Annotated in this window: 22 protein-coding genes; 15 read left to right on the top strand and 7 right to left on the bottom strand. The window is 67.8% G+C overall.

The genetic code is table 11. The annotated features are described in order from the left end of the window. Positions 1-5 precede the first annotated feature (5 nt). From polA to ACO07K_RS28770, 3 genes are read left to right on the top strand one after another with little or no spacing between them, the layout of a single operon-like run. The gene (gene polA, locus ACO07K_RS28780) at positions 6-2,924 is read left to right on the top strand and encodes a DNA polymerase I (RefSeq protein ID WP_422033832.1); all 2,919 of its coding nucleotides are present in this window, start codon (positions 6-8) and stop codon (positions 2,922-2,924) included. Positions 2,925-2,933: 9 nt separating this feature from the next. Next, entirely contained in the window at positions 2,934-3,605 is a 672-nt protein-coding gene (locus ACO07K_RS28775; protein WP_422033831.1) for a hypothetical protein, read from the top strand. A 19-nt stretch (positions 3,606-3,624) separates the two neighbouring features. After that, the gene (locus tag ACO07K_RS28770; RefSeq protein ID WP_422033830.1) at positions 3,625-4,242 is read left to right on the top strand and encodes a glutathione S-transferase family protein; all 618 of its coding nucleotides are present in this window, start codon (positions 3,625-3,627) and stop codon (positions 4,240-4,242) included. Positions 4,243-4,248: 6 nt separating this feature from the next. Here the strand turns inward: ACO07K_RS28770 and ACO07K_RS28765 are convergent, their stop codons facing one another. The 7 genes from ACO07K_RS28765 to ACO07K_RS28735 all read right to left on the bottom strand — a co-directional run bounded on the left by ACO07K_RS28765 (position 4,249) and on the right by ACO07K_RS28735 (position 11,477). After that, positions 4,249-4,599, bottom strand: coding sequence for an HdeA/HdeB family chaperone (locus tag ACO07K_RS28765; RefSeq protein ID WP_422033829.1), 351 nt, complete (start codon positions 4,597-4,599; stop codon positions 4,249-4,251). Between the two features lie 11 nt (positions 4,600-4,610). Further along, positions 4,611-4,832 carry a hypothetical protein gene (locus tag ACO07K_RS28760; RefSeq protein ID WP_422033828.1) on the bottom strand — a complete coding sequence of 74 codons (222 nt, stop codon included), beginning with the start codon at positions 4,830-4,832 and terminating at the stop codon, positions 4,611-4,613. A gap of 31 nt (positions 4,833-4,863) precedes the next feature. Beyond that, complete coding sequence (locus tag ACO07K_RS28755; protein ID WP_422033827.1) at positions 4,864-5,817, bottom strand: DUF2950 domain-containing protein; 954 nt, start codon at positions 5,815-5,817, stop codon at positions 4,864-4,866. Continuing rightward, on the bottom strand, positions 5,814-6,980 hold the full coding sequence (locus ACO07K_RS28750) for a DUF3300 domain-containing protein (RefSeq protein WP_422033826.1): 1,167 nt from the start codon (positions 6,978-6,980) through the stop codon (positions 5,814-5,816). The genes ACO07K_RS28755 and ACO07K_RS28750 overlap by 4 nt, the downstream gene beginning before the upstream one ends. Positions 6,981-7,067: 87 nt before the next feature. Then, on the bottom strand, positions 7,068-8,915 hold the full coding sequence (locus tag ACO07K_RS28745) for an adenylate/guanylate cyclase domain-containing protein (protein ID WP_422033825.1): 1,848 nt from the start codon (positions 8,913-8,915) through the stop codon (positions 7,068-7,070). Positions 8,916-8,966: 51 nt separating this feature from the next. Beyond that, the gene (locus tag ACO07K_RS28740) at positions 8,967-10,574 is read right to left on the bottom strand and encodes a phosphoenolpyruvate carboxykinase (RefSeq protein ID WP_422033824.1); all 1,608 of its coding nucleotides are present in this window, start codon (positions 10,572-10,574) and stop codon (positions 8,967-8,969) included. 183 nt (positions 10,575-10,757) lie between these two features. Then, positions 10,758-11,477 (bottom strand): HugZ family protein, encoded by a 720-nt coding sequence (locus ACO07K_RS28735; protein ID WP_422033823.1) that lies wholly within the window; start codon positions 11,475-11,477, stop codon positions 10,758-10,760. A 120-nt stretch (positions 11,478-11,597) separates the two neighbouring features. Here ACO07K_RS28735 and ACO07K_RS28730 point away from each other — a divergent pair, with 120 nt between their 5' ends. The 12 genes from ACO07K_RS28730 to addA all read left to right on the top strand — a co-directional run bounded on the left by ACO07K_RS28730 (position 11,598) and on the right by addA (position 26,307). Next, positions 11,598-12,293: a response regulator transcription factor gene (locus ACO07K_RS28730; protein WP_298309189.1), complete on the top strand. Its 696-nt coding sequence runs from the start codon at positions 11,598-11,600 to the stop codon at positions 12,291-12,293. A 145-nt stretch (positions 12,294-12,438) separates the two neighbouring features. Beyond that, entirely contained in the window at positions 12,439-14,052 is a 1,614-nt protein-coding gene (locus ACO07K_RS28725) for a stimulus-sensing domain-containing protein (RefSeq protein WP_422033822.1), read from the top strand. Positions 14,053-14,072: 20 nt separating this feature from the next. Beyond that, complete coding sequence (locus ACO07K_RS28720; RefSeq protein WP_422033821.1) at positions 14,073-14,516, top strand: HPr kinase/phosphorylase; 444 nt, start codon at positions 14,073-14,075, stop codon at positions 14,514-14,516. Between the two features lie 17 nt (positions 14,517-14,533). Then, complete coding sequence (gene rapZ, locus ACO07K_RS28715) at positions 14,534-15,469, top strand: RNase adapter RapZ (RefSeq protein ID WP_422033820.1); 936 nt, start codon at positions 14,534-14,536, stop codon at positions 15,467-15,469. Positions 15,470-15,478: 9 nt separating this feature from the next. Next, positions 15,479-15,883: a PTS sugar transporter subunit IIA gene (locus ACO07K_RS28710; RefSeq protein ID WP_422033819.1), complete on the top strand. Its 405-nt coding sequence runs from the start codon at positions 15,479-15,481 to the stop codon at positions 15,881-15,883. Further along, positions 15,880-16,191 carry an HPr family phosphocarrier protein gene (locus tag ACO07K_RS28705; RefSeq protein ID WP_422033818.1) on the top strand — a complete coding sequence of 104 codons (312 nt, stop codon included), beginning with the start codon at positions 15,880-15,882 and terminating at the stop codon, positions 16,189-16,191. The genes ACO07K_RS28710 and ACO07K_RS28705 overlap by 4 nt, the downstream gene beginning before the upstream one ends. A 158-nt stretch (positions 16,192-16,349) precedes the next feature. Then, positions 16,350-17,741: an adenosylhomocysteinase gene (gene ahcY / locus ACO07K_RS28700; protein WP_422033817.1), complete on the top strand. Its 1,392-nt coding sequence runs from the start codon at positions 16,350-16,352 to the stop codon at positions 17,739-17,741. Positions 17,742-17,780: 39 nt separating this feature from the next. Continuing rightward, positions 17,781-18,224, top strand: coding sequence for a tRNA (adenosine(37)-N6)-threonylcarbamoyltransferase complex ATPase subunit type 1 TsaE (tsaE, locus tag ACO07K_RS28695; protein ID WP_422033816.1), 444 nt, complete (start codon positions 17,781-17,783; stop codon positions 18,222-18,224). After that, on the top strand, positions 18,211-19,218 hold the full coding sequence (locus ACO07K_RS28690; RefSeq protein WP_422033815.1) for an aminoglycoside phosphotransferase family protein: 1,008 nt from the start codon (positions 18,211-18,213) through the stop codon (positions 19,216-19,218). Before tsaE ends, ACO07K_RS28690 begins: the two co-directional genes overlap by 14 nt. Beyond that, the gene (locus ACO07K_RS28685) at positions 19,215-19,907 is read left to right on the top strand and encodes a nucleotidyltransferase family protein (protein WP_422033814.1); all 693 of its coding nucleotides are present in this window, start codon (positions 19,215-19,217) and stop codon (positions 19,905-19,907) included. Before ACO07K_RS28690 ends, ACO07K_RS28685 begins: the two co-directional genes overlap by 4 nt. Beyond that, positions 19,904-22,852, top strand: a complete 2,949-nt coding sequence (addB, locus tag ACO07K_RS28680) for a double-strand break repair protein AddB (protein ID WP_422033813.1) — start codon at positions 19,904-19,906, stop codon at positions 22,850-22,852. Before ACO07K_RS28685 ends, addB begins: the two co-directional genes overlap by 4 nt. Further along, positions 22,849-26,307: a double-strand break repair helicase AddA gene (gene addA, locus ACO07K_RS28675; protein ID WP_422033812.1), complete on the top strand. Its 3,459-nt coding sequence runs from the start codon at positions 22,849-22,851 to the stop codon at positions 26,305-26,307. Before addB ends, addA begins: the two co-directional genes overlap by 4 nt. Positions 26,308-26,349: the final 42 nt, after the last annotated feature.

The following is a 26,349-nucleotide window of genomic DNA, read 5'->3' as shown; positions in this document are numbered from 1 at the left end:
TGGCCATGGCGAAATCCAAGGCTCCCGCGACGACCCCGGCGGATGGCGACAAGCCGCTCCGCCACCTCTATCTGATCGACGGCTCGGGCTATCTGTTCCGCGCCTACCACGCCCTGCCGCCGATGAACCGGCCCGACGGGACGCCGATCAACGCCGTGTTCGGCTTCTGCCGCATGCTGGTGGCCGACCTGCTGGACAATCCCGAGATCGACCATATCGCGATGATCCTCGACGCCGGCAGCGTCACCTTCCGCAACCAGATCTACGACAAGTACAAGGCCAACCGGCCCGACCCGCCGGAAGACCTGATCCCGCAATTCCCGCTGATCCGCGAGGCTGCGCGCGCGTTCAACGTCACGGTGTGCGAACTCGAAGGCTACGAGGCCGACGACCTGATCGCGACCTACGCCCGCATGGCCGTCGAGGCCGGCGGCACCTGCACCATCGTCTCCTCCGACAAGGACCTGATGCAGCTGGTGCGGCCCGGCGTCGAGCTGATGGACCCGATCAAGAAGATCAAGCTCGGGCCCGAAGCGGTGTTCGAGAAGTTCGGCGTGACGCCGGACAAGGTCGTCGACGTGCAGGCGCTGGCCGGCGATTCGACCGACAACGTGCCGGGCGCCCCGGGCATCGGCATCAAGACCGCCGCCCAGCTGATCAACGAGTACGGTTCCCTGGAAGCGCTGCTGGAGCGTACCAAGGAGATCAAGCAGCCGAAGCGGCGCGAATCGCTGGAGAACAATGCCGAGCTGATCCGCATCTCCAAGCAGCTCGTGACCTTGCGCGACGACGTGCCGACGCCCGCCGAGCCCGAAGCCTTCGACAAGCGCAGGCCCGATCCCAACGTGCTGCTGCCCTGGCTCGAACAGCAGGGCTTCAGGACCCTGCTGCAGCGATTCACCAGCGAACTGGGCGAGGCGAGCGCGCCGGTTGCGCCGGCGAACGCGACCGCGCCGGTGAAGAAGGCCGAACCGACGCCCGCCCCCGCCGCTTCTTCCTCGAAGAAGCCCAATCGGGAGTTCACAAGCGCCGACTACGAGATGATCCAGGACGAGAAGCTGCTCGACGAATGGATCGCCGAGGCGACCCGCGCGGGCACGGTGGCCTTCGACTGCGAGACCGACGGGCTCGATTCCAACAATGCTGGCCTGGTCGGCGTTTCGCTGGCCCTGCTCGAAGGCCCGTGGGGCGACGTCAACTCGACGCGCCGGCGCGCCGCCTACCTGCCGTTGATGCATCGTACCCCGGGCGGTGCCGTCCAGGGCGCGCTCGATCTCTTGGGCGATGGCGGCGACAAGGATGCCGGCAAGCTGCTCGAGGGCCAGATCCCCTTCAAGACCGCGATCGAAAAGCTGAAGCCGCTGCTGGAAGACCCGGCGGTGCTGAAGGTCGGCCAGAACATCAAGTACGACATGGCGGTGTTCCGCCGGCATGGCGTCGAGATCGGCCCGGTCGACGACACGATGCTGATCTCGTTCGTCCTCGACGCCGGCAGGAACAACCACGGCATGGACGAGCTGGCCGAACTGCATCTCGGCCAGAAGACGATAAAGTTCTCCGACGTGGCCGGCAGCGGTTCCAAGCAGGTGACCTTCGACAAGGTGCCGCTCGACAAGGCGCGCGACTACGCCGCCGAGGACGCCGACGTCACCATGCAGCTCTGGGCGCGCCTCAAGCCGCGCCTCGTCCCTGAGCGCGTCACCTCGATGTACGAGACGATCGAGCGGCCGCTGATCCCGGTGCTACTGTCGATGGAAGCTGCCGGCATCAAGGTCGATGCGCTGAAGCTCAAGGGGCTGAGCGCCGACTTCGAGAAGCGGCTGGCCGAACTCGAGGGCGAGATCCACAAGATCGCCGGTCGCGAGTTCAACGTCGGTTCGCCAAAGCAGTTGGGCGAAATCCTGTTCGATGAACAGAAGCTGCCCGGCGGCAAGCGCAACAAGAACGGCTCGTGGGCCACCGACGCCTCGGTGCTCGACGACCTCGCGGCGCAGGGCCACCCGCTGCCGGTGAAGATCCTGGAGCACCGCCAGCTCGCCAAGCTCAAGGGCACCTACACCGACGCGCTGGTGCGCCAGGTCGATGCCAAGACCGGCCGCGTCCACACCTCGTATCACATGACCGGCGCCGCCACGGGACGGCTCGCCTCGACCGATCCCAACCTGCAGAACATTCCGGTGCGCAGCGAGGAAGGCCGCAAGATCCGCCAGGCCTTCATCGCCGAGACGGGCTACAAGCTGCTCAGCGCCGACTATTCGCAGATCGAACTGCGGCTGCTGGCGCATGTCGCCGACATTCCGTCCCTGAAGGAGGCCTTCGCGCGCGGCGACGACATCCACGCCATCACCGCCTCCGACATGTTCGGCGTGCCAGTGAAGGGCATGGACCCGCTGGTGCGGCGGCGCGCCAAGGCCATCAACTTCGGCATCATCTACGGCATCTCGGCCTTCGGCCTCGCCAACCAGCTGGGCATCGGCCAGCAGGAGGCCAAGGAGTACATCGCCAAATACTTCCAGCGCTATCCCGGCATCCGCGACTACATGGAGCGGACCAAGGACTTCGCGCGCAAGCACGGCTACGTGCTGACGCCGTTCGGCCGCAAGATCCACCTGCGCTTCATCCACGACAAGAGCCAGGGCATGCGCGCCTTCGCCGAACGCGCCGCGATCAATGCCCCCCTGCAGGGCGGCGGCGCCGACATCATCAAGCGCGCCATGATCCGCCTGCCGGGCGCGCTCACGGCCGCCAAGCTCAAGGCGAGGATGCTCCTGCAGGTGCATGACGAACTCCTGTTCGAGGTGCCCGAGAAGGAACTCGACAAGACGAAGGACGTGACCCGCAAGATCATGGAAAGCGCCGCCTCGCTCACCGTGCCGCTGGTCGTCGACACCGGCGTCGGCGACAACTGGGCGGCGGCGCATTAGGAGCGAGCGATGCGCGCGACGCTTACGGCCCTGGCTTTTTTTCTTGCGATGCCAGCCCACGCAGAGTCTGACATTGTGATCGAGGACAGGCCTTGTTGCGAAGAGCAACGCGCGATCGCGTCCCGTTCGCCTGAGGCGGAAGTAATCGCCTCGATACCGGAGCAAGCTTTTCGCTCAGGCAGCGTCCTGTGGCTGAAGCTCGAGGGCAATCGATCGGCGCGGATCATCGATTGCATTGCCTATGCCTGCTATGTTGATAGTTCGCGCCGGCACGAGCTGGTGGCATGGTGGCCGAAGCACCGCCAATACGTGATCGATGTTGGACTCTACGAAGGACGACAAGCTTTTCTGATCTCAGAGCGAGACGGCCGCCGGACGTCGGTGTTCGCACCACCTATTCTATCGCCCTCCGGTCGCTACGCCGTCGCGGCCGACCTGTCGCCAGGCCACGGCAATGGCTTGCAGATCATCGACATGGACACAAATCCTCCAACCGTCGTTGCCGTAGAATCGAAGCCCGCGTGTCCCGGGGTCAAGCCGCAATTATGGTTACGACCGGATCCACGTTGGCTCGATGATACACGCATTATTTTTGAAGGGTCCCTCGATCCGGTCCAATTCGACCCTGACGTCAAACACATCCTGCGGATCGTCGATGGCAGGCCGGAATGGGAATGCTGAAATCAAGGAGAGTGATTCGATGAAAATCTGGGGCCGCGCCAATTCGATCAATGTGATGAAGGTGCTGTGGTGCGCCGACGAATGCGGGCTCAAGTACGAGCGCGAGGATGTCGGCGGGGCGTTCGGCGGCAACGACCAGAAATGGTACCTCGACATGAATCCCAATGGCGTCGTGCCGACCATCGACGTGGGCGGGCGCATCATCTGGGAGAGCAATTCGGCGGTGCGCTATCTCGCGGCCAAGCATGCCGCGGGCACGCTGTGGCCTAGCGATCCCGGCCTGCGCAGCGAGGCTGATCGCTGGATGGACTGGCAGCTCAGCACCATCGGCGAGCCGATGCGCCTGGCCTTCTGGGGCCTGATCCGCACGCCGCCGGAGAAGCGCGACATGGCGGCGATCGGCAAGGCCGCCGCGGAGGCCGGCAAGCTGTTCGGCCGGCTGGATGGCTGGCTTGAGGGCCGGCGCTACGTCGCGGGCGACCAGTTCACGATGGGCGACATCCCGGTCGGCTGCTTCGTCCATCGCTGGTATGCGCTGGAAATCGAACGCCCGGACCTGAAGAACGTCCGGGCGTGGTACGAGCGGCTCACGACGCGCCCGGCCTATGCCAAGCACGTCATGATCAAGCTGACCTGAGGTGCGCTACTTGCGCTTCGGGAGCTTCGAGCTCTCGGCCACGACGGCGCGGTCGACCACCGTGAACAGGTAGGCGTCGGGCGACAGGGTGCAGCCGCCGCGCACCAGATGGGCGAGCTGGGCGCCCTGCTCGCCATCGGGGATCATGACGCCGCGCACGCGCGCCGAATGTTCCGCGAGGAACACGGCCAGCGCCTTGCGGGCTTCCGGGTTCATGGCGTGCGCTTCACGGCAGGTGATGTAGGCCGCCTGGTCGAAATTGAGCGGCGGCAGGGCGGCCTGCTGGGCGGACGCCGAGACGGCGGCAACACTTCCGAGCGAGAGGGCTGCCAGCGCGAGAAGGATCCTGGAGGTCATCTGGATCTCCCTTACTTGCTGTTGCCGATGGCGGTGCCGCCGATATAGCCGACCGCGCCGCCGATCAGGCCGGCGCCGACCACCGCGCCGAAGCTGCCGCCGGTCGCCAGGCCGATGCCGGTGCCGGCCGCGGCGCCGACGAGGGCGCCGGTCTGGCCGTCCGAGAGGTTGCTGGTGTTGCAGCCACCGAGCAGGCCCGCGGCCACCACCAGCGTCAGGATCTTCGTCTTCATCAAACCTCTCCCCTTCACGTCGACACCTCCGTCACGGAGGCGTCATGTCCGCCTTCACCCAACCCTTATCAGGATTGAAGGTGTTGAGCATGCCGGCCTTCTGCGCCGTCTCGGGTCCCAGGTCCTGCTGGTAGACCTCGCCCTTGTAGTCGACGATGAAGGTCATCACCCCGGTCACGCCGTAGCGCACCGGCCAGGCGATGGCGCCGAAGCCACCCATCATGCGGCCGTTGACGATGTAGTCTCGCGTGCCGCCCGGCGCCGCCGGGCCCTGGCCGTACAGCAGGCGAAAATAGTAGCCGTAGTGGCCGTCGGGGGAATTGCCATCGGCCTGGGCGCGCGCGACCGCCGGCCCGAGCGGGCTCTGCGGCTCGCCCGGCTTGGCCTCCCAGTAGAGCCCGTCCTTGCGGCCGGGGCTGCTGAGCAGGCGCCGCGCATAGACCGGCGAGCCGGTCTTCATCGGATCCATCGCCGCGTAGTCGCGCTGGGCATCGACGATGGCCAGCATCGTCTGCACCACGGCGGCTTCGTCATGGCCGATCTGGCGCAGGCGCATCTCGCGCCAGCCGGCGACCGGATCGAAGCGCCATTCCGCGCCGTCCTTCACGAGCGGGATCGGCAGCGTCCAGCCGGCCTTGCCGGCCATGATGGCCGCCTTGTCGCCCGAGACCTTGACCTCGTGGCCTTCGTCCCAGGCGGCGAGATAGGCCTTCCGGCGCTCCTCACGCTGCGCGGACGTCGTCGGAACGAACTCACCCCATTGGGGTCCCAGCAGGGCGCCCAGAGTCTTCTGGTCGCCCTTGCGGACTGCGTCGGTGAAGGCATTCGCGGCTGCATCGGCCGTCGGAAATCCCTGAAGCTTGGCCGCCTGCTGGGCGACCGCGCCGCCGGCCAGGCCCCCTGCAAGGCCCCCTGCAAGGCCCCCTGCAAGGCCAACGAACACGACCAGTGCGAGGAGACCGCGCCTGAACATCGAGCCGCTCATCGCCGTCCTCCTCCCCCGAACCTTTCGCCCCCGCCGCCGAAGCGCTCGCCGCCGCTGCGGTTGCCCCAGGACTGGCTGCCGCGCTCGAAGTCGCGGCTGGCGCCGCTGCCGCCGCGGTTGATGTCACCGAAGGCGCCACGGTCGCCGGCCGTCCGGTTCTCGAAGCTGCGATTCTCCGCCGGCCTATTCTCGGCAGGACGGGCCTCGGCGCCGCGATTTTGCGCGCCCGCCGTGCCGCGCCCGTCGAGCTGGCCGCGGAACTGTTCGCGCTGCGCCGCCGAATCGGGGCGATGCTGGCCGAATTCCTGCCGCTCGGCCGGCGTCCGATACGGCACGCCGCCGCGATGCGCCGGATCGTGGTTCCACTGGCCGTTGCGATAACGGTCGGCGTTGAAATTGTTGGTGATGTTGGTCGCGCGGTTGACGTTCACCGTCGTGTAGCTGTTGCCCCAGCCGCCGCCGCCATAGCCCCAGTGCCAGCCGCCGAACATCGCCGCGCCGGCAGCCACGCCCAGGCCGAACATCATGCCGCTCATCAGCGCCGCGCCGTAGTTGGGCGGCGGCGGATAATAAGGCGGCGGGTAGGCCGGATAGGGCCACGTGCCGTAGGCCCAGGCCGGGTTGTAGTAGGGAACGTAGAGAACTTCGGGACTGGCCGGCTCGATGACGATCGCATTGGCACCGCCGCTCGCCTGCGTCGTCACCTTCTGCTGCGAGGTCGACTTCAGGTTGCCGGCGGCTTCCGCCTTGGCACGCAGACGCTGGACCGCGGTCGCAACGTCCTTCTGCTGGCCGATCATCGCGTCGCCCAGTTTCTGGGTCCAGTCGAGCTGGTTGCTCATCATCTGAAGTGTCTGCGGAAAGGCGGTCAGCGACTTCACGCTGACGTCCCAGCTCTTGTCCTTCACCGCCGCGACGGCGGCATCGCCCTTGAGGTTGGGATTGGCCTGCGACCAGCGCGCCGCCTCGACGACTTCGAGCGGATAGGTCGCGGCCATCAGCACCTGAGACAGCAACGCGTCGGGATAGAGGGCGATCGGCGCCAGCAGCTGGTCGAGCTGCTCCGTCGTGAACGGCTTGTTGGAGTCCTGCGCGCGCAGTCCATGGAAGGGGGCAAGAGCGAGGGCGGCCGTCGACAATGCAAGAAGTTTGCGTCGTTCCATGTCCTGCTCGTTCCCTCACAAATAACGGCAAAGAAGCCGACGGCACACTACTTGCGAAGACCATATCCCGTCCAGCGCAGCACCTCGTCACATCAGGCGATACACCTGCTCCGGCTCGTCCCGGCCCTTCACGTGCCGGAGCTCCGGCTTGGGCAGTTCGCCCAGCACTTCGGGGTGCTTCATCGCCGCGATCGTGTCGCCGCTCACCAGGACGATCACGTCCTCGTCGTCGTTCATGAACTCCTTGCCCATCTGCTCGAAGCGTTGCGCCACGTTCACCGTGTCGCCGACCACGGTGTAGTTGACCCGTCCCGGCGCGCCGATATTGCCCACGATCACCGGCCCCGAATGGATGCCGACTCGCAGGCGGACCGCCTTCTGGCCGGCGGCGACGCGCTGCAGATTGTCCTCGTGCACGACGCGCCCCATTTCGAGCGCGGCATGGACGGCGTGGTCGGCATGGTCCTCCATGGTCGACAGGCCGCCCCACACGGCCATCACGCAGTCGCCGATATACTTGTCGATCACGCCCAGGTCGTTCTCGATGCAGCTGCCGAGCAGCGCGAAATGGTGGTTGAGCATGTCGGCCGTTTCCTGCTCCGGCAGCTCCTCGGCCTGGGGCGTAAAGCCCACGATGTCGGTGAACATCACGGTGACGACCCGTCGGCGCGACGCCACCGCATCCTCGCCCAGCTCCATCAATCCGAAGACGAGACGGCGCGGCACATAGGCGCCGAACCATTTCAGCGCCCCGCGCGCCTTGTCGAGACTGTGGCCGGCATCGTCGATCTCGCGCAGCCGCGATTTGCGGTGGAACGGCTCGTCGAACTTGAGCTGCTCGATCAGCTCGGCCGCCGAGGTCAGGGTGCGGATGGAGCGCGCCATGCTGAGGCCCATCACCAGCGCCAGCAGCGCGGCGACGGCCAGTGTGATGCCGCCGACGATCGCCCCGTTCATCAGCCGGTCGAGGTCGCCGGTCGCGTCCTCGATCGGGAAATACTGGCCGACCAGCCAGGGCTCCGGCCCGAACCGCCGGAGTTCGCGATAGACGAACACCCATTGCCGCCCGCCCTGCTCGACGACATGGCCGAGCGAGCCCAGCGCCCGGTCGATCTGCGGCGACCGCACGGGCGTATCCCAGATCCTGGCCAGGACCGGGTCGTCCACCTCCTTGATCGTGGGCAGGGGCCGCTTCTCGGAGAGGCCGAGGCCGCGCGGGTCGATCAGCCGGCGCGCGGCCAGCACATGGTCGCGGCCGACGAGGATGAAATAGCGCCCATCGCCGCCCCGCACGGGATCGCCGATGAGATAGGAGAGATCGCCGACGGCCACCGTGGCGATCAGGCCGCCGATGAAGGCATTGTCGATGCGCCGCACCGGCGTGCGCACATTGACCACCGGCTGCTTGATCGTCTCGCTCCAGAACAGGGCGCCCCAGAACGTGCTTTGCGCCGTCTGAAGCTGACGGAAGCGTTCCATGCCCTGCGGCTGGTCGACCAGCGAGAGCGTTTCGCGCTCGATCGTGCCGTCGGGCTCGCGTACCGCGCGATGCAGCTTGAGGTCGAGTGTGGCGAAGCCGACCGCCGAGACGGCGGGCACCTGCTGCATCATGACCGCCAGCAGCTCGCGCACGGCAACCGGCGATTCGATGTCGATGCGGCCGCCGGCGGCGAGGGCCGCGATCAGTTCGAGCTGCTCGCTCACCGGGTCGAGGCGGCTGCGGACCAGCGATACCTGGGCGTCGACCACGCGGGCGGCCCGGTCGACCAGCAGCCGTTCGGCGGTGCCGGTCGCGCCCGCCAGCACGACGATGTAGGCGATGCCGGAAATGAGCGAGAGCGAAACGAAGGCAAGCGCCAGCGCGGCGACCATCGGCAACCGCCAGGGGCGGCGCACGGCGGCTTTCACAGAGGGCGTTTCGGTAATCTGGCTCACGCGGCGAACATCATAGGATGTCCGCCGCGCGGAAGCGATGTCCCGTCTGGGTCAGGCGGCGGCGCGGATGGCCGACTTGTTGACCTTGTCGTCGACGTGGCTCTCGAACTGCTGGAAGTTCTTCTCGAAGCGCTGGGCGACGTCGCGCGCGGCGCTGTCGTAGGCCTTCTTGTCCTTCCAGGTGTTCTTCGGGTTCAGCACCTCGCCCGGCACGTCCGGGCAGGCGCTCGGCACCTGCATGCCGAAGTGCGGATCGGTCGAGGAGGAGACGGAGGCCAGCGTGCCGTCGAGCGCGGCCCGCACCATCGCCCGCGTGTGACGGATCGACATGCGCTCGCCGACGCCGAAGCCGCCGCCCGACCAGCCGGTGTTGACCAGCCAGCACTTCACGTTCTGGCGGGCCATCTTCTCGCCCAGCATCTTGGCGTAGACGGTCGGGTGACGCGGCATGAACGGCGCACCGAAGCAGGTCGAGAAGGTCGCCTGCGGCTCGGTCACGCCCTTCTCGGTGCCGGCGACGCGCGCCGTGTAGCCCGAGAGGAAATGATACATCGCCTGCTCCGGCGACAGCCGCGAAATCGGCGGCAGCACGCCGAACGCGTCGGCGGTCAGCATCACGATGTTCTCGGGCGTGCCGGCGATGCCGGTGGCCGAGGTGTTCGGGATGAAGTCGAGCGGATAGCAGGCGCGGGTATTCTCGGTGTGGGCGCCGTCGTCGAGGTCGAGGCGGCCGGTCGCCGGATCGATCACCACGTTCTCCAGCACCGTGCCGAAGCGGCCGGTGGTGGCATAGATTTCGGGCTCGGCCTCCCGGCTGAGCTTGATCACCTTGGCGTAGCAGCCGCCCTCGAAGTTGAAGAGGCTGTCCTCGGCCCAGCCATGCTCGTCGTCGCCGATCAGCGTGCGGGTCGGATCGGCCGACAGCGTGGTCTTTCCGGTGCCCGACAGGCCGAAGAAGACCGCGACGTCGCCGTTCGGACCGATGTTGGCGGAGGCGTGCATCGGCAGGACGTTCTTGTCCGGCAGCAGGTAGTTCAGGATCGTGAACACCGACTTCTTGATCTCGCCGGCGTACCAGGTGCCGCAGATCGCCACGACGCGTTCGGTGAAGTTCACCAGGATGGCGCAATCGGAGGCCGTGCCGTCGAGCTTCGGGTCGGCCTGGAAGCCCGGCAGGTTCAGAATGGTGAACTCCGGCTTGAAGCCCTCGAGTTCCTCCGCTTTCGGACGCAGGAACATGTTGCGGGCGAACAGATTGTGCCACGCCGTCTCGTTGACCACGCGGACGCCGATGCGATGCGCGGGATCGGCGCCGGCCCAGCAGTCACGCACGAACAGGTCGCGGCGCTGCGCATAGGCGATCATGCGGTTGTAGAGCGCGCGATAGCGGTCGGGCGTGATCGGCTTGTTGGTCTTGCCCCAGTCGATGCGGCCCTTGCTCTCGGAATCCTCGACGATGAACTTGTCGTTGGGCGAGCGACCGGTATGGATGCCGGTCCGCACCACCAGTGCGCCGCCATCGGCCACCACGCCTTCGTGCCGCCGGATCGCTTCCTGGTAGAGCGCAGGTACCTGGAGGTTCCAGTAGACATTGCTCAGGTTCTTGAGTCCGAGCGCTTCCAGTCCAAACTTGGGTACGATGAAGCCCGCCTGATGCACAGCGTTTCTCCTGCTTTCCGGCCGATTCGAATGGCTAACGTTTTACTATACTTAGCGCTACTGGCAGGGCTGCAGGGAGGCAAGTCCCTTGCGACAAGTTAGTGTCGGGATGCGTGTGAATCGACCTTCGCACTCGCGAAAAGAATGCTGCGACGCGAAACCCGTAGCCTAATCGTGGTGAGATCAGGGCAGGGCGCGGGCTCTGCCGACCAGGGCGACCAGAGTCTTGCGGGCCTCACCGGCGGCCCGCAGGGGCTCATCGAAAGCGAGGCGGGCAACCTCCCCGCCGCGCCGCAGATCGATCCCCTCGGCATCGATGCCCGTCATCGTCCAGCCGTCACCGGCCCGTCCGATCAACTTTGCGGCATAGAGTTGCAGAGCGTCCGAATGGTCGGCGTTCATGTGCTCGACGATGGCCGCCTCGGCCTCGGCCAGGCCTTCGGCCTGCGGGGGAATGAGTTCGGCAGCCTCGATCCAGCGGATCTTGCCGAAGCCACCCACCAGGTGAGCCCGGTCCACCGTGAGGCGATAGAAGCCGAAATCCTTGAATCCCGCATAGAGCGCAGCGTCCGGGTGGCGCGCCAGGAAGCGAGCCTTCAGCCGGTTATCGGTGATGCGCTCTGCCCGTCCCAGCACGGTTACCCGCGGCCCGGTCAGCGGCTGGTCGAGCCCTCCGGTGCCGTCGAACAGCAGGGAGACGCGGCCGTCCGCCTTGATCGCCTTGGTATGTTCGGCCATATCGCTCAGCAGAAGGATCGGCGACAGGTCGTGATCGACCGCCACGAGAATCAGGGAGGCATAGGGCCAACCGGCCGGTTCTCTGGGCAGGATGGTGGCAAGAGAAGCCCGGTCGAGTTCGCGCAACAGCGTGCGCACGGTGCGGGGCATGTCGTCCTGGGTCATGTTCGGATCAAAAAAGCCGCAATTGTTCGTTGAATATCGTGGACCGGAAGGCGGCGGCGACGGTCCGGTGTATGATAGCATGATAAAAAAGCCGTTGTCCGCTGCAGGAGAAGCCAAGCCGTGCGCAAGACCATCGCCCTCGTCGACGACGACCGCAACATCCTCACCTCCGTGTCGATGCTGCTCGAAGCCGAAGGGTTTCAGATCAAGACCTACAATGACGGTGCTTCGGCTCTGGAAGGCCTCAACCAGTCGCCGCCCGATCTCGGCATCTTCGACATCAAGATGCCGCGCATGGACGGGATGGAACTCCTGAACCGCATCCGCAAGACGCAGCAGTTCCCGGTCATCTTCCTCACCTCGAAGGACGAAGAGATCGACGAGGTGCTGGGCCTGCGCATGGGCGCCGACGATTTCATCCGCAAGCCGTTCTCGCAGCGCCTGCTGCTGGAGCGCATCCGCGCCGTGCTGCGCCGCGCCGATGTCGGCGGCGCCAAGGGCGAGGCCGCCGCCGAACGCATCGTGCGCGGCGAGCTGGTGCTCGACCCGAGCCGCCATCAATGCACCTGGAAGGGAAAGGAAGTGCACCTCACGGTCACCGAATTCCTGCTCCTGAAGTCGCTGGCGGAACGGCCCGGCCACGTGAAGAACCGCGACCAGCTCATGGACGCGGCGTACGGCGAGACGATCTACGTCGACGACCGCACCATCGACAGCCACATCAAGCGCGTCCGCCGCAAGTTCCGCGAGGTCGATGGTGAGTTCGAGCAGATCGAAACGCTGTATGGCATCGGATATCGATATCGCGACTCCTGAGCCCGGCGGGCGTCCGCCTCGGCATCAGACGCTAAGCTCACGGATCGCCACGGCGCTCGGCCGCCTGTTCCCGCGCTCGGTGCGCAAGGGAACGGGCGTGCCCGCTGCTGCCGACTCTCCCTCGCTTCTCCGCCGGCGCCGCAGCGTGAGCCGTGGCTACTCGCCGCTGACGCAACGCATCCTGCTGCTCAATCTCATTCCGGTGGCGCTGCTGACCTTGGGCGCGGTCTATCTCAGCGACTACGAGGAGGAGCTGATCGACAGCGAGCTAGCCTCGTTGCTGGTGCAGGGCGAGATGGTGGCGGCCGGCATCGGCGAGGTCGCGGTGGTTGGCGGCGAGTCGACGGTCAATCGCATGGACGCCGACGCCGCGCGCCAGCTGCTGACGCGGCTCGTGCGACCAACCGGCGTGCGCGCGCGGCTGTTCAGCGAGACCGGCGAGCTGCTGGCCGATTCGGCCATGTTGAACGAGCTGGGCCGCATCCACGTCGTGCCGCTGCCGCCGCCCGAAGTGCCCATGGAGGCCGAACCCGAGTACAGCGTCGGCGAGCGGATCAGCGACTGGATCGCGCGGCAGCTGTCGCGCGTCGACCACTATCCCGAATATGTCGAGAAGCCGATCCCGACCCTGCGCGACTTTCCGGAGGCGGCCAGCGCCCTGCGCGGCTTCAACGCGTCCGCCGTGCGCAGCGCCGGACAGGGCCGGCTGCTGCTCAGCGCCGCGGTGCCGGTCCAGCGCTACAAGCAGGTTCTGGGCGCTCTGCTGCTGACACGCGACAACCGCGCCATCGCCGCCTCCCTGCGCGAAGTCCGCTACGACATGCTGACCATCGCCGCGGCGGCGCTGGGCATCACCGTATTGCTGTCGCTCTATCTCGCCGGGACCATCACCCAGCCGATCGTGCGGCTGGCGCGCGCCGCCGACGAAGTCCGACTGGCGCGCGAGAGCCGGCCGGAAATTCCCGATCTCGGCAAGCGCGGCGACGAGATCGGCGACCTGAACGATGCGCTGCGCTCGATGACCGAGGCCCTGTGGCTGCGCATCAACACGATCGAGAGTTTCGCGGCCGACGTCTCCCACGAACTCAAGAACCCGCTGACATCGCTACGCTCGGCCATCGAGATGGCGGGGCATCCCAACCTCGATGGCGAACGGCGCGCCCGGCTGATGGGCATCGTCATGGACGACATCAACCGGCTCAACCGGCTGATCTCGGACATCTCCGACGCGTCGCGACTCGATGCCGAGCTGATGCGCGGCGAGGTGAAGCAGGTCGACCTCGACAAGCTGCTGCGGGACATGGTCCATCACTATGCGGTGACCGCGAACCAGAAGTCCGGCGTCGAGGTCGAGTTCCGCGTCGCCGCCAATCCGCCCTTCATGGCGCACGGTCATGACGGCCGCTACGGGCAGGTGTTCCGCAACGTCATCGACAATGCCCTGTCCTTCGCGCCGCCGGGCTCGCGCATCCTCGTCGAACTGGGCCGCGACTCGCGCAACGGCCCCTTCGTCGTCACCATCGACGACGAGGGACAGGGCATTCCCGAGGACAATCTCGAATCGATCTTCCAGCGCTTCTACTCGGAGCGGCCGACCGAGCATTTCGGCCAGCATTCCGGCCTCGGCCTGTCGATCTGCCGGCAGATCGTCGAAACCTATGGCGGCACGATCGCGGCCACCAACCGGCGCGGCCCCGACGGCAAGGTGCTGGGCGCCCGCTTCACGGTGCGGCTCCCGGCCGCCACCGGCCGCAAGTGACGTTCTGAGTGGCGATCCGGGTGACGACCTATGTCCACGCGACCTGCGTCGCCTTGCAGGCCGCGGGCCGCTGGCGGGGCATCCTGCTGCGCGGGCCGTCGGGCGCCGGCAAGTCCGACCTCGCCCTTCGTCTCGTCGAGGGCGGTGCGCGGCTGGTGGCCGACGATCAGACGGCGCTCGCCCGGCAAGGCCGCGGCCTGGTCGCCACGCCGCCGGGCACGCTCGCGGGCCTGCTCGAAGTTCGCGGGATCGGCATCGTGAAGCTCGGCCGCGCCCAGCTTCTCGTACGGGCGCCGGTCGCTCTCCTGGTGGATCTCGTGCCGCCGGACCGCATCGAACGCCTGCCCGACCCGGCGCGCGAGACGCTGTTCGACGTCGAGCTGCCGGTCCTGGCGCTCACACCCTTCGAGGCCTCGGCGCCGGTGAAGTTGCGCCTTGCCCTCGCCCGAACCGCGGCGGCATGATCCGGCCCGCGCCGCTCATGCCAGACAGCCCCACTCCTTCCGCTTCCCACGCCCCGGATGAAACGCGCCGGCCGTTCGTCGTCGTCACCGGCCTGTCCGGCGCCGGCCGTGGAACCGCCCTGAACGTCCTCGACGATCTGGGCTATGTCGCGGTCGACAACGTGCCACTGGTGCTGCTCGACGACCTCATGCGCTCGACCGGCGGCGACGCCGGCGCAGGCGCCCAGCCGCTGGCACTGGGCATCGACACCCGAACCTTCGGCTTCGATGCACGGGAACTGGCCGCCCGCATCCATGAGCTGCGGAAACGTCCCGGTCTCGCCGCCCGGCTCCTGTTCCTCGAGGCCGACACCGAGACGCTGCAGCGCCGCTACACCGAGACCCGCCGGCCCCATCCGCTGGCGCCCGATCGTCCCGTGGCCGACGGCATCAGCGAGGAGCGCCGGCAGATCGGCTGGATGGCCGACGTGGCCGATCTCACCATCGACACGACCTCGCTGTCGCCGCATCGCCTGAAGCAGATCCTGACCGGGCATTTCGGGCTCGGGCGCGCCGCCGGGACGCGCATATCGGTAATGTCGTTCTCGTTCCGCCGCGGCCTGCCGCGCGAGGCCGATCTGGTCTTCGACGTACGGTTCCTGAAGAACCCCCACTACGATCCGGTGCTGAAACCCCTGACGGGACGAAACCCCGCCGTCGCGGCCTTCATCGCAACCGATCCCGACTACCGCCCGTTCGTCGACAGGCTGAAGGGCCTGATCGGGCCGCTGCTGCCGCGGTTCGATGCCGAGGGAAAGAGCTATCTGACCATTGCCGTCGGATGCACCGGCGGCAAGCACAGGTCGGTGGCCCTCGCGGAGGAGCTTGCAGACTGGTTGCGAAGCGCCGGCCGGTCCGTCACTCTCTCCCACCGGGACGTCGGGGCGGCCGGGGAGGCCGGTGGCGCAGGGTAGAGCAAACGCATGATTGGTATCGTACTCGTGACTCACGGCAATCTGGCGCAGGAGTTCAAGGCCGCGCTGGAGCATGTCGTCGGGCCGCAGCAATGCATGTCCACCGTCTGCATCGGCGCCGACGACGACATGGAAAAACGCCGGAGCGAGATCCTGGACAGGGTCCGGGCCTGTGAAACCGGTGAGGGCGTGATCGTGCTGACCGACATGTTCGGCGGTACCCCTTCCAATCTCGCGATCTCCATCATGGAGCAGGCCCGGGTCGAGGTTCTGGCGGGCGTCAACCTGCCGATGCTGGTGAAGCTCGCCAGCGTGCGTACGCGACCCATCGCCGAAGCCGTGCGCATGGCGCAGGAGGCCGGCCGCAAGTACATCACCGTGGCCTCGCGCATCCTCGCCAAGGAAGCTTCGTGAGCGACGCTCCCGCGAATTCGAGCGCCGAGGCCGGCATCGGCACGCTGAAGCGCAGTCTCGCGATCGCCAACAAGCGCGGCCTGCATGCGCGCGCGGCCGCCAAGTTCGTCCGGACGGCGGGCCAGTTCGACGCCATCGTGCGCGTTTCCTTCAAGGGCCAGGAAGTCTCAGGCCTGTCGATCATGGGCCTCATGATGCTGGCCGCCGGCATCGGCAGCACCGTCGAGGTCGTCTGCTCGGGCCGCCAGGGCGCCGACGCGATGGCAGCCATTTCAGCGCTGGTCGAGGGCAAGTTCGGCGAGGATTGACGGCTCTGCGCGCGGGTGCATAAAGCAGCGCGCATATCGACATAAATTATTGCTTATATGTTGATCCGGCGCGTTGAGGCGGTCCTGCACCGCTGTTATGACACGCCCGCTTTCCACAATTTTCCGCCTGCCGACGCCGGCACACCAAGGAGCGCCACATGGCCGACTACATCGTCAAGGATATCGGGCTCGCCGACTGGGGTCGCAAGGAACTCGACATGGCCGAGACCGAGATGCCGGGCCTGATGTCGATCCGCAAGGAATACGGCCCGAAGAAGCCGCTCAAGGGCGCGCGCATCGCCGGCTCGCTGCACATGACCATCCAGACCGGCGTGCTGATCGAGACGCTGAAGGCGCTGGGCGCCGACGTGCGCTGGGCCTCGTGCAACATCTATTCGACGCAGGACCATGCCGCCGCGGCGATCGCCAAGGCCGGCACCCCGGTCTTCGCCATCAAGGGCGAGAGCCTCGAGGAATACTGGGACTACACCCACAAGATCTTCGAATGGCATGACGGCGGCGAGCCGAACATGATCCTCGATGACGGCGGCGACGCCACCCTGCTGGTCCATCTCGGCGCTCGCGCGGAGAAGGATCCGTCGCTGGTCGCCAACCCGACCAATGAGGAAGAGGAAGTCCTCTACAAGGCGATTCTCAAGACCAACAAGGAGAAGCCCGGCTGGTACGCCAAGCTCGGCGCCTCGATCAAGGGCGTCACCGAGGAGACGACTACGGGTGTCCATCGCCTCTACAACATGGCGAAGGAAGGCAAGCTCCTGTGGCCGGCCATCAACGTGAACGACTCGGTGACCAAGTCGAAGTTCGACAATCTGTACGGCTGCCGTGAGTCGCTGGTCGACGGCATCCGCCGCGGCACCGACGTGATGATGTCGGGCAAGGTCGCGATGGTCGCGGGCTTCGGCGACGTGGGCAAGGGCTCGGCCGCCTCGCTGCGCCAGGCCGGCTGCCGCGTCATGGTCTCCGAAGTCGATCCGATCTGCGCACTGCAGGCGGCGATGGAAGGCTACGAGGTCGTGACGATGGAAGAAGCGGCCCCCAAGGCCGACATCTTCGTCACCGCCACCGGCAACGTCGACGTGCTGACGCTCGAGCACATGAAGGCGATGAAGCATCGCGCCATCATCTGCAACATCGGCCACTTCGACAGCGAGATCCAGATCGCCTCGCTGCGTAACTTCAAGTGGCACAACGTGAAGCCGCAGGTCGACGAGGTCGAGTTCGCCGACGGCAAGCGCATCATCGTTCTGTCGGAAGGCCGCCTGGTGAACCTGGGCAACGCGACCGGCCATCCGAGCTTCGTGATGTCGGCGTCCTTCTCGAACCAGACGCTGGCCCAGATCGAGCTGTGGACCAATCCCGGCAAGTACGAAAAGCAGGTCTACACGCTGCCCAAGTTCCTCGACGAGAAGGTCGCGGCACTGCACCTCGAGAAGGTCGGCGCCAAGCTGACGAAGCTGCGTCCCGACCAGGCCAAGTATATCGGCGTGCCCGAGACCGGCCCGTTCAAGGGCGACCTCTACCGGTACTAATCGCCCACAGGGGCGCATGCTAAAAGTCGGCATCGAAAGATGCCGACTTTTTCTTTGCCCCTTCCCGATGAGGCCGCGACCGAGCGGCTGGGCGCAGCTTTGGCCGCCCGCCTGCAGCCGCGCGACGTCGTGGCGCTGGAAGGCGGCCTCGGCGCCGGCAAGACGACCCTCGCACGCGCCCTCCTACGCGCCGCCGCCGGCGACCAGGCCCTGATCGTCCCCAGCCCCACCTTCACCCTCGTCGAGGTCTACGAGACCGCTCGCGGCCTCTTCTGGCATTTCGACCTCTATCGCCTGGAGGAGCCCGAACAGGTCTTCGAACTGGGCTGGGAAGAGGCCCGCGCCGACGGCGTGATCCTGGTCGAATGGGCCGAGCGACTCGGCCCGCTTCTGCCGCGCGAGCGGCTCACCGTCAGCCTGTCGGCGGAGGGCGAGGGCCGGCGCGCGATCCTGGAAGGAGACTCCCGTTTTGGCGAAATCTGAACGCGACCGGCTGCGCGCCGAGTTCGTGAATCGCGCCGGCTGGGGCGATGCCGGCGAACGCCTGCTGGCGGGCGACGCCTCGTTCCGCAAGTATTTCCGCCTGACGCGGCCGCGCGGCTCGGCAGTCGTCATGGACGCCCCGCCGCCGCAGGAGGACGTACGGTCTTTCGTACGGATCGGCCAGCATCTGATCGCGCTCGGCCTCAGCGCGCCGGAGATTCTCGCGGAGGATGCCGAGCAGGGCTTCCTGCTGCTGGAGGATTTCGGCGACGACACCTATGCGCGCGTGCTGGCGGCGGGCGGTGACGAGGGCGAACTCTACGGCCGGGCGACCGACGTGCTGGTCCAGATCCATCGCGCCGGCGAGCGCAGCCTGCTGCCCGGCCTCGGCGCCTATGCCGGCGATGCACTGATCGAGGCCGCGATGCTGCTGCCGGAATGGTACCTTCCGGAAGCGACCGGCACACCGACGCCGCCCGAGGAGTTCGCGCGTTACGTCGCGGCGTGGCACGAATGCCTGGCAGCCCTCCCCGCGACGGCCGAGGCGCTGCTGCTACGCGACTATCACCAGGACAATCTCCTGTGGCTGCCGGCACGCCCCGGCGTGAAGGCCTGCGGCCTGCTCGATTTCCAGGACGCCCAGCGCGGCCATCCGTCCTACGATCTTGTCTCGCTGATCGAGGATGCGCGCCGCGACGTAGCGCCCGCCGTCCATGCCGCCTGCCTCGACCGCTATGTCGGCGAGGCGGGGATCGCCGACGCCGCGGGTTTCCGCACCGGCTTCGCGCTGATGGCCGCGCAACGCCATGCCCGCATCATCGGGCTTTTCGTCCGCCTGCTGCGCCGTGACGGCAAGCCCGACTATCTGCGCCACCTGCCGCGCGTGTGGCGTATGTTCGAGCGCGCCCTGCAGCACGAGGCGCTGTCACCCCTTCGCGCCTGGGTCGATCGCACCCTGCCGCCGGAGCTGCGCCGCATCGGAGCAGGTTCGTGATCCGCAGCGCGATGATCCTGGCGGCGGGCCGCGGCGAGCGCATGCGGCCGCTCACCGATTCCACGCCCAAGCCACTGATCCCCGTCGCCGGTCGTTCGATGCTCGAACGCTCCCTGGATCGCCTGCAACGCACCGGCGTCCAGAACATCGTCGTGAACGTTCATCACCTGGGCAGCCAGATCGCCGACCGGCTGGGCGGCCGTGCCCGCATCATCCGCGAGGATCATCTTCTTGAAACCGGCGGCAGCGTCCGCAACGCCCTCCCCCTGCTGGGCAACGCGCCCTTCTTCGTGCTGAACGGCGACGGGCTGTGGCGCGACGGACCGGAATCGATGATCGGACGTCTCGCAGCCGCCTGGAATCCCGACCGCATGGACGCGTTGCTGCTGCTGCATCCGCGCGCCACCGCTTACGGTTGCGAGGAAAAGGATCGCGGCGACTACTATCTCGAGCCCGATGGTCGCGTCCGCCATCGCGGCACGGCCGAGACGGCGCCCTATATGTTCGCCAGTGTCTCCGTCTGCGATTCGCGCCTGTTCAACGGTTCGCCCGAAGGCCCCTTCTCGCTCCTGAAGCTGTGGAACCGTGCCGAGCAGGCCGGTCGGCTGCATGGCCTCGTGCATGATGGTGACTGGTTCCACATCGGCACGCCCTCGGCGCTTGCCGAGGCGGAACGCGTGCTGGGGTGAAGGGCCTCTTCACCATCGGCACGGAACGCCGCTTCGCCGACGAGTTGGCGCGCGTGGTGCTGGCCGAACATGGCGGCGATCCGCTGGCCCTGGCCGACGTACTGATCCTCCTGCCGACGCGGCGCTCCGTGCGCGCCCTGCGCGAAGCCTTCCTGCGCGCCGCCGATGGCACGCCCACGATTCTGCCGCGCATGGCGCCATTGGGGGATGTCGACGACGGCGAATGGGAGATCGCCTCCGGCGAAGGCGATGCGCTCACCCTGCCGCCCGCCATCGATCCCGCGGAGCGCGACGCGCTTCTGACTGCGCTCGTGGCCGCCTTCACCGACGACCAGGGCCATCCCATCGCGCAGTCTGCCGCGCAGGCGCTGAAGCTGGCGCGCGAACTCGGCCGCCTGCTCGACGAACTGGCCATCGAGGGCGTGTCGTTCTCTCAACTCGAAGGGCTGGTCGAAGGCAACTTCGCGAGCCATTGGCAGCGCACGCTGAAGTTCCTCGCCATCGTGGGCGAACACTGGCCGCAGGTGCTCGCGGCGCGCGGGCAGATTGACGCCATCGACCGGCGCACGCGCGCGATCCGCAACCAGGCCGACCGCTGGCGGGCGCGACCGCCGCAGACGCCGGTGATCGCGGCGGGCTCGACCGGCTCGCAGCCCGCGACGCGCGACCTGCTCGCGGCGATCGCCGGCTTGCCGCAGGGCGCCGTGGTCCTGCCGGGTCTCGATCGCGACATGGACGCGGCGAGTTGGGAGGCTCTCGATCCATCGCATCCGCAATACGGCCTGCGTGAACTCCTGAGCGCGCTGGGCGTCGTGCGCGCGGATGTCGAGGAATGGCCTGGCGCGGCGAGCGCCTCCGCGCGGCACTTCCTGATTACCGAGCTGATGCGGCCGGCGGAGACCAGCGAGTCCTGGAACAGGCCGGAACCCGCTTCCCTGGAACACGTGACCCGCGCCGACTGTGCCACGCCGCATCAGGAGGCGCTGGTGGTCGCGCTGGCGCTGCGCAGCGTGCTCGACACGCCGGGACGCACGGCCGCGCTCGTGACGCCCGACCGCGCGCTGGCGCGTCGCGTGTCGGCCGAACTGAAACGCTGGCAGATCGACATCGACGATTCGGCCGGCACGCCGCTGGTGGACACGCCGTCCGCCGCGCTGCTGCACGCGCTGATCGCCGGGGTCGATGCGGACTTTGCGCCGGTCGAGCTGCTGGCGCTCCTCAAGCATCCACTCTGCATCCTGGGCCTCGACCGCGCCTTCGTGCTCGCCGCGACGCGACGACTCGACCGCAAGTGTCTGCGCGGCCTCAAGCCGACGCCGGGATTGCCGTCGATCCGCGCCCGCGTCGACGAAGCGAAATTCGGCGATCCCGGCGATCGCGCCGCCGTGAAGATGCTGCTCGACCGGCTCGACGAAGCGACGCGGCCCCTCGTCGAGCTGATGCAGGGCGAGGCCGAGCCCGATGCGCTGCTTGCCGCCACGATCGCCGCCGCCGAGAAAATCTCACCGCCCGAGAAATTGTGGTCGGGCGATGCGGGCAGTGCGCTGGCAGACGCGCTGGGGCGCCTGCGCACCGCCTGGGCCAACCGTCCCGCGATCGCATCCGGCGAATGGCCCGGCCTGTTCGCGGCGATGCTGGAGCCGGAAACGATCCGCCCGGCCTTCGGACGCCACCCGCGCCTGTCGATCTGGGGACCGCTCGAAGCCCGTCTGCAGCGCGCCGACCTTCTGGTGCTGGGCGGCCTCAACGAAGGCACCTGGCCACCCGCCGTCGAGACGGGCCCGTGGATCAATCGCCCGATGCGCGCCGAACTCGGGCTGCAGCAGCCCGAGCGTCGGATCGGCCTCTCGGCGCACGATTTCGTGGCGGCCCTCGGCGCCGAGCGGGTGCTGCTGACGCGCGCGGAACGCGAAGGCGGCGCACCCACCGTGCCGTCGCGCTGGCTGGCGCGGCTCGATGCGCTGTTCGGCTATGAGCCCGGCGGCAGCGCACCGGTGCCGGAATACATCCAGCGCGGTCGTCACAGCTTCCTCGCCTGGGCCGAGGCGATCGACCGGCCGGATACCTACGCGCCATGGCCGCGCCCCGAACCGCGTCCGCCGGTCGAAGCGCGGCCCACGAGGCTGTCGGTTTCGAGCGTCGAGCAATGGCGGCGCGATCCCTACGGTCTCTATGCGAGGCGCATCCTCGATCTGAAAGCACTGAAAGCGCTGGAAGAGGAGCTGGGCGCGGCCGATCGCGGCAACGCCCTGCACGACGCGCTCGATGAATTCCTGAAAAGGCATCCCTCGGGCGTGCTGCCGCCCGATGCCGTGCGTGAGTTCGAAGCGCTCGGCGAAAAACATCTCGCCGAGCTGCTGACGGCGCCGGCGGAACGCGCCTTCTGGTGGCCGCGCTTCCAGCGCCTCGCGCGCTGGTTCGTCACTGAGGAAAATGCACGTCGCGCTACCGGCACCCGGCTACTGGACAGCGAGACGGAGGGGGCGATCACCGTCGGACCGGCGGCACGGCCACTGCGCATCGAGGCGCGTGCCGACAGGGTCGACGAACTGGAGCGCGGAGCCTGGGAAGTCATCGACTACAAGACCGGCCGTGTGCCGACAAAGAAAGAACTAGAGGCGCTGTTCGCGCCGCAGCTCCTGCTGGAAGCGGCGATGGCCCAACGTGGCGGCTTCGAGAAGATCGACGGCAAGGCGAAGACGGTGCGCCTCTCATACTGGCAGGCCAACGGCCTCGACGACGGCGGCAAGGTAAGCGAGATCGAGGGCAGCGACGAGCTCGTGGCCGAGGTAATGGCGCTGGTCGAGAAGATGGCGGAGCATTTCTCTAACCCCAACACGCCCTATATGGCGCTGCCCTGGCCTGCGTACGGACCGCACTTCAACGACTACGCCCATCTCGAGCGGATCTCGGAATGGTCGACGGCGGGAGGCGGCGAGGAATGAGCGACGTGCTCGACGCCATCGCCCTGGCGACCGATGCGCAGCGCCGCGCCACCACGCCCGATCATTCCGCCTGGGTCGTGGCCAATGCCGGCACGGGCAAGACGAAGGTCCTCACCGACCGCGTGACGCGGCTACTGCTCGAAGGCGTCAAACCCGAGCGCATCCTCTGCCTCACGTTCACCAAGGCGGCGGCCGCCGAAATGCGCAACCGGCTCGCCCATCAGCTCGGCCGCTGGGCACTGGCCGACGAGGCTACGCTCGACACCGGCATCGCCAAGCTGATCGACCGGGCGCCCGATCCGGCGCAGCGCGTCGTGGCCCGTCGCCTCTTCGCGCGTGTGCTGGATGCGCCGGGCGGCATCAACATCCTGACCATCCACGCCTTCTGCCAGGCATTGCTGAAACGCTTCCCGCTCGAAGCGGGCGTCGCACCGGGCTTCGATATCCTCGACGAGGCCGAGGCGCAGACGATCCTGCGCCGCGTTCAGAACGAGCAGATGGAAGCCCTGGCACGCAGCGACGCGCCGCCGGCGCTCGCGGCCGCCCTGGCCCTCGTCGCCGCCAAGGTCTCGATCGCCGAATACGCCGAGCTGATGACACGTCTGCTGAGCGAGCGGGCGTGGCTGCTCGCCCGTGTCGTCGACGAGGGCGGTCTCGCGAAACTGGGGGCGCGCTTGCGCCAGCAGCTGGAGTGCGAGGGCGCGGCATCGCTCGACGAGGCCGCGCTGCGCGAAGCGGCGCGGGCCTTGATCGAAACCGGCGGCAAGACCGATGGGCCGAACGGCCAGAGGATCGCTGCCTGGCTGGACGGCGGGCTCGACGATCTCAGTCCCGCCTATCGAGGCGTGTTCTTCACCGACAAGGGCCAGCTGCGCAAGACGCTGGCGACCAAGGCGGCGCAGAAGCGCCTGCCCGGCATCGTCGAAATCCTCCAGGCCGAGGCCGCGCGACTCGAATGCGCCCGCGGGCAGGCGCTCGTCGACCTGACCCTGGCCCTGCTGCGGCTGGGCCTCGACATCGCCGACCGCTACACGCGCGCCAAGCGCCGCCGCGCCGTGCTCGACTACGACGATCTGATCGTGGCGACACGCCGCCTGCTGGAGACGGCGGAATCAGCCGCCTGGGTGCTCTTCAAGCTCGACGGCGGCATCGATCACGTGCTGGTCGACGAGGCGCAGGACACCAATCCCGACCAGTGGGAAGTGATCCGCCGCCTCACCGAGGAGTTCTTCGTGGGCGAAGGCGCGGTCGGGCGCAGCCGCACCATCTTCGCCGTCGGCGACACCAAGCAGTCGATCTTCGGCTTCCAGCGCGCCGATCCACGCAAGCTCGAGGAGATGCGCCTCTGGTTCGACGAGCGCAGCCGCATCGCCGACCGGATGTTCGTGCCGGTCGGCCTCAACGTCTCGTTCCGCTCGACACCCGCCGTGCTCGATGCCGTCGACTGGGTGTTGGGCGAGGCCGACACGGCGCGCGGTGTCGGTGAGGCCGGGACGGTGCGGCACGTGCCCAGCCGCAAGAATGAGCCGGGGCGGGTCGAACTCTGGCCCCTGGTCGTCGGCAGCGACGACGAGGCCGATACGGCGGATATCGAAGCCATGGGAAGCGGCACGGCACAGGGCCTGCCGCACGAACGGCTGGCACGATTGATCGCCGCGCATGCCAAGCAACTGATCGGCACGGAGCGTCGCGCACGCGATGGCGAGACGCTGCATGCCGGCCACTTCATGGTGCTGGTGAGGCGGCGCAACGAGTTCGTCAATGCGCTGGTGAGGGCGCTGAAGCGCGAGGGCGTCGAGGTCGCGGGCGTCGACCGGCTGAACCTCGGCCAGGACCTCGCCATCCAGGATCTGCTGGCAATGGCGCGCTTCGTCCTGCTGCCGCAGGACGATCTCAATCTCGCGGCCCTGCTGAAGTCGCCGCTGATCGGACTCGACGAGGACCAGCTCTTCAGCCTGGCCTGGAAGCGCCCCGGCCATCTGTGGCGCGCCCTGCGCGAGCGCGCGGCCACGGCGCCCTTCGCTGCAGCTTACGCGATCCTCGCCGACTGGCTGAAGCGCGCCGACTACGACACGCCCTTCGACTTCTTCGCCCGCGCGCTCGGCCCGCAGGGCGGCCGGCGGCGGTTGATGGAGCGGCTGGGCCGCGAGGCCTCCGATCCCATCGACGAGTTGCTGGCGCGCGCGCTGCAATACCAGGGGATCGAGGGTGGCTCGCTGCAGGGCTTCCTGCGCTGGTTCGAGACGGGGGGCGGCGAGATCAAGCGCGACCTCGACCAGAACCGGCGGCGCGAGTTGCGCATCCTGACGGTGCACGCCTCGAAGGGCCTGCAGGCGCCGATCGTCTACCTGCCCGACACGACGCGGGTGCCGCAAAACCGTGAGCGTCTGCTGGCCGGCACCGACGACGAAGCCCGGCTCTGGCTGCCGCGCACCGACGACGCCAACGAGGCGGCGCGCAGCTGGCGCAACGAGATCCACGGCCGCACCTTGGAGGAACAGAACCGCCTGCTGTACGTCGCCATGACGCGTGCCGAGGACCGGCTCTATGTCGGCGGCTGGACAGGCACCCGCAAGGCCGATCGCGGCTGCTGGTACGAGCGGATCGAGGCCGGCCTGCGCGCCAGCACCGAGGCCGCGATACCCGACGACTCGCCGTCCCGCGTACGCGCCGTGGCGAAGACCTTCGACTTTAAGTCGCTTCTGCCGGAGGGCTGGGCGGGCGACGGCTTCGAGCTCGCGAACGAAGGCCATATCGTCGAGGCCGAGCAGCCCGAGCTGCCAATTGCCGACGAGGCGCCGCTGCCGGACTGGTGGACCGAGCCGGCGCCGGGCGAACCCGATCCGCCGACGCCGCTCGCGCCCTCGCAGCCTCTGCCCGACGAGGCCGCCGCCGCGCCGCGCGCCTACAGTCCGCTGATCGTCGACGATCCACGGCGCTGGCAGCGCGGCCTGCTGTTGCACGATCTGCTGCGCCATCTCCCCGGCCTGCCGGCGGCGCAGCGCGGTGAGGCGGCGCGCCGCTTCCTGGCGCAGCCGGCGCACGGGCTCTCGCCCGAAGACGTCGAGCAATGGGCGAGCGAAGCGCTCGCCGTCACCGAGGCGACGGCGCACGCCGCGTTGTTCGCTCCAGGGTCGCGCGCGGAAGTGCCGTTGATCGGCACCCTGCAGACGCCGCGCGGCACCTTCACGGTGAGCGGCCAGGTCGATCGTCTGGCCATCTCGGACACGGAAGTCCTGATCGTCGACTACAAGACCAACCGCCCGCCGCCGGACTCGGCCGAGGGCGTGGCGCTGGTCTATCGCCGCCAGCTCGCGCTCTATCGCGCCCTGCTCCAGCGCATTTATCCCGGCCGGCGGGTGAGAGCCTTCCTGCTCTGGACAGCGGCCCCCCGGCTGATGGAGATCGCAGAAGAAACCCTAGACAAATCAATGCCTTATGCTGCCGCATCTTGACTCGGGGGGCGTGCGTTCCTAGCTTCTGGGCCAAGGGCGGCG

The sequence above is a fragment of the Reyranella sp. genome, assembly GCF_965228225.1.
Lineage (GTDB): Bacteria > Pseudomonadota > Alphaproteobacteria > Reyranellales > Reyranellaceae > Reyranella.
The sequence above is the reverse complement of the archived record's forward strand: the minus strand, read 5'-3'. Positions and strand labels throughout refer to the sequence as shown.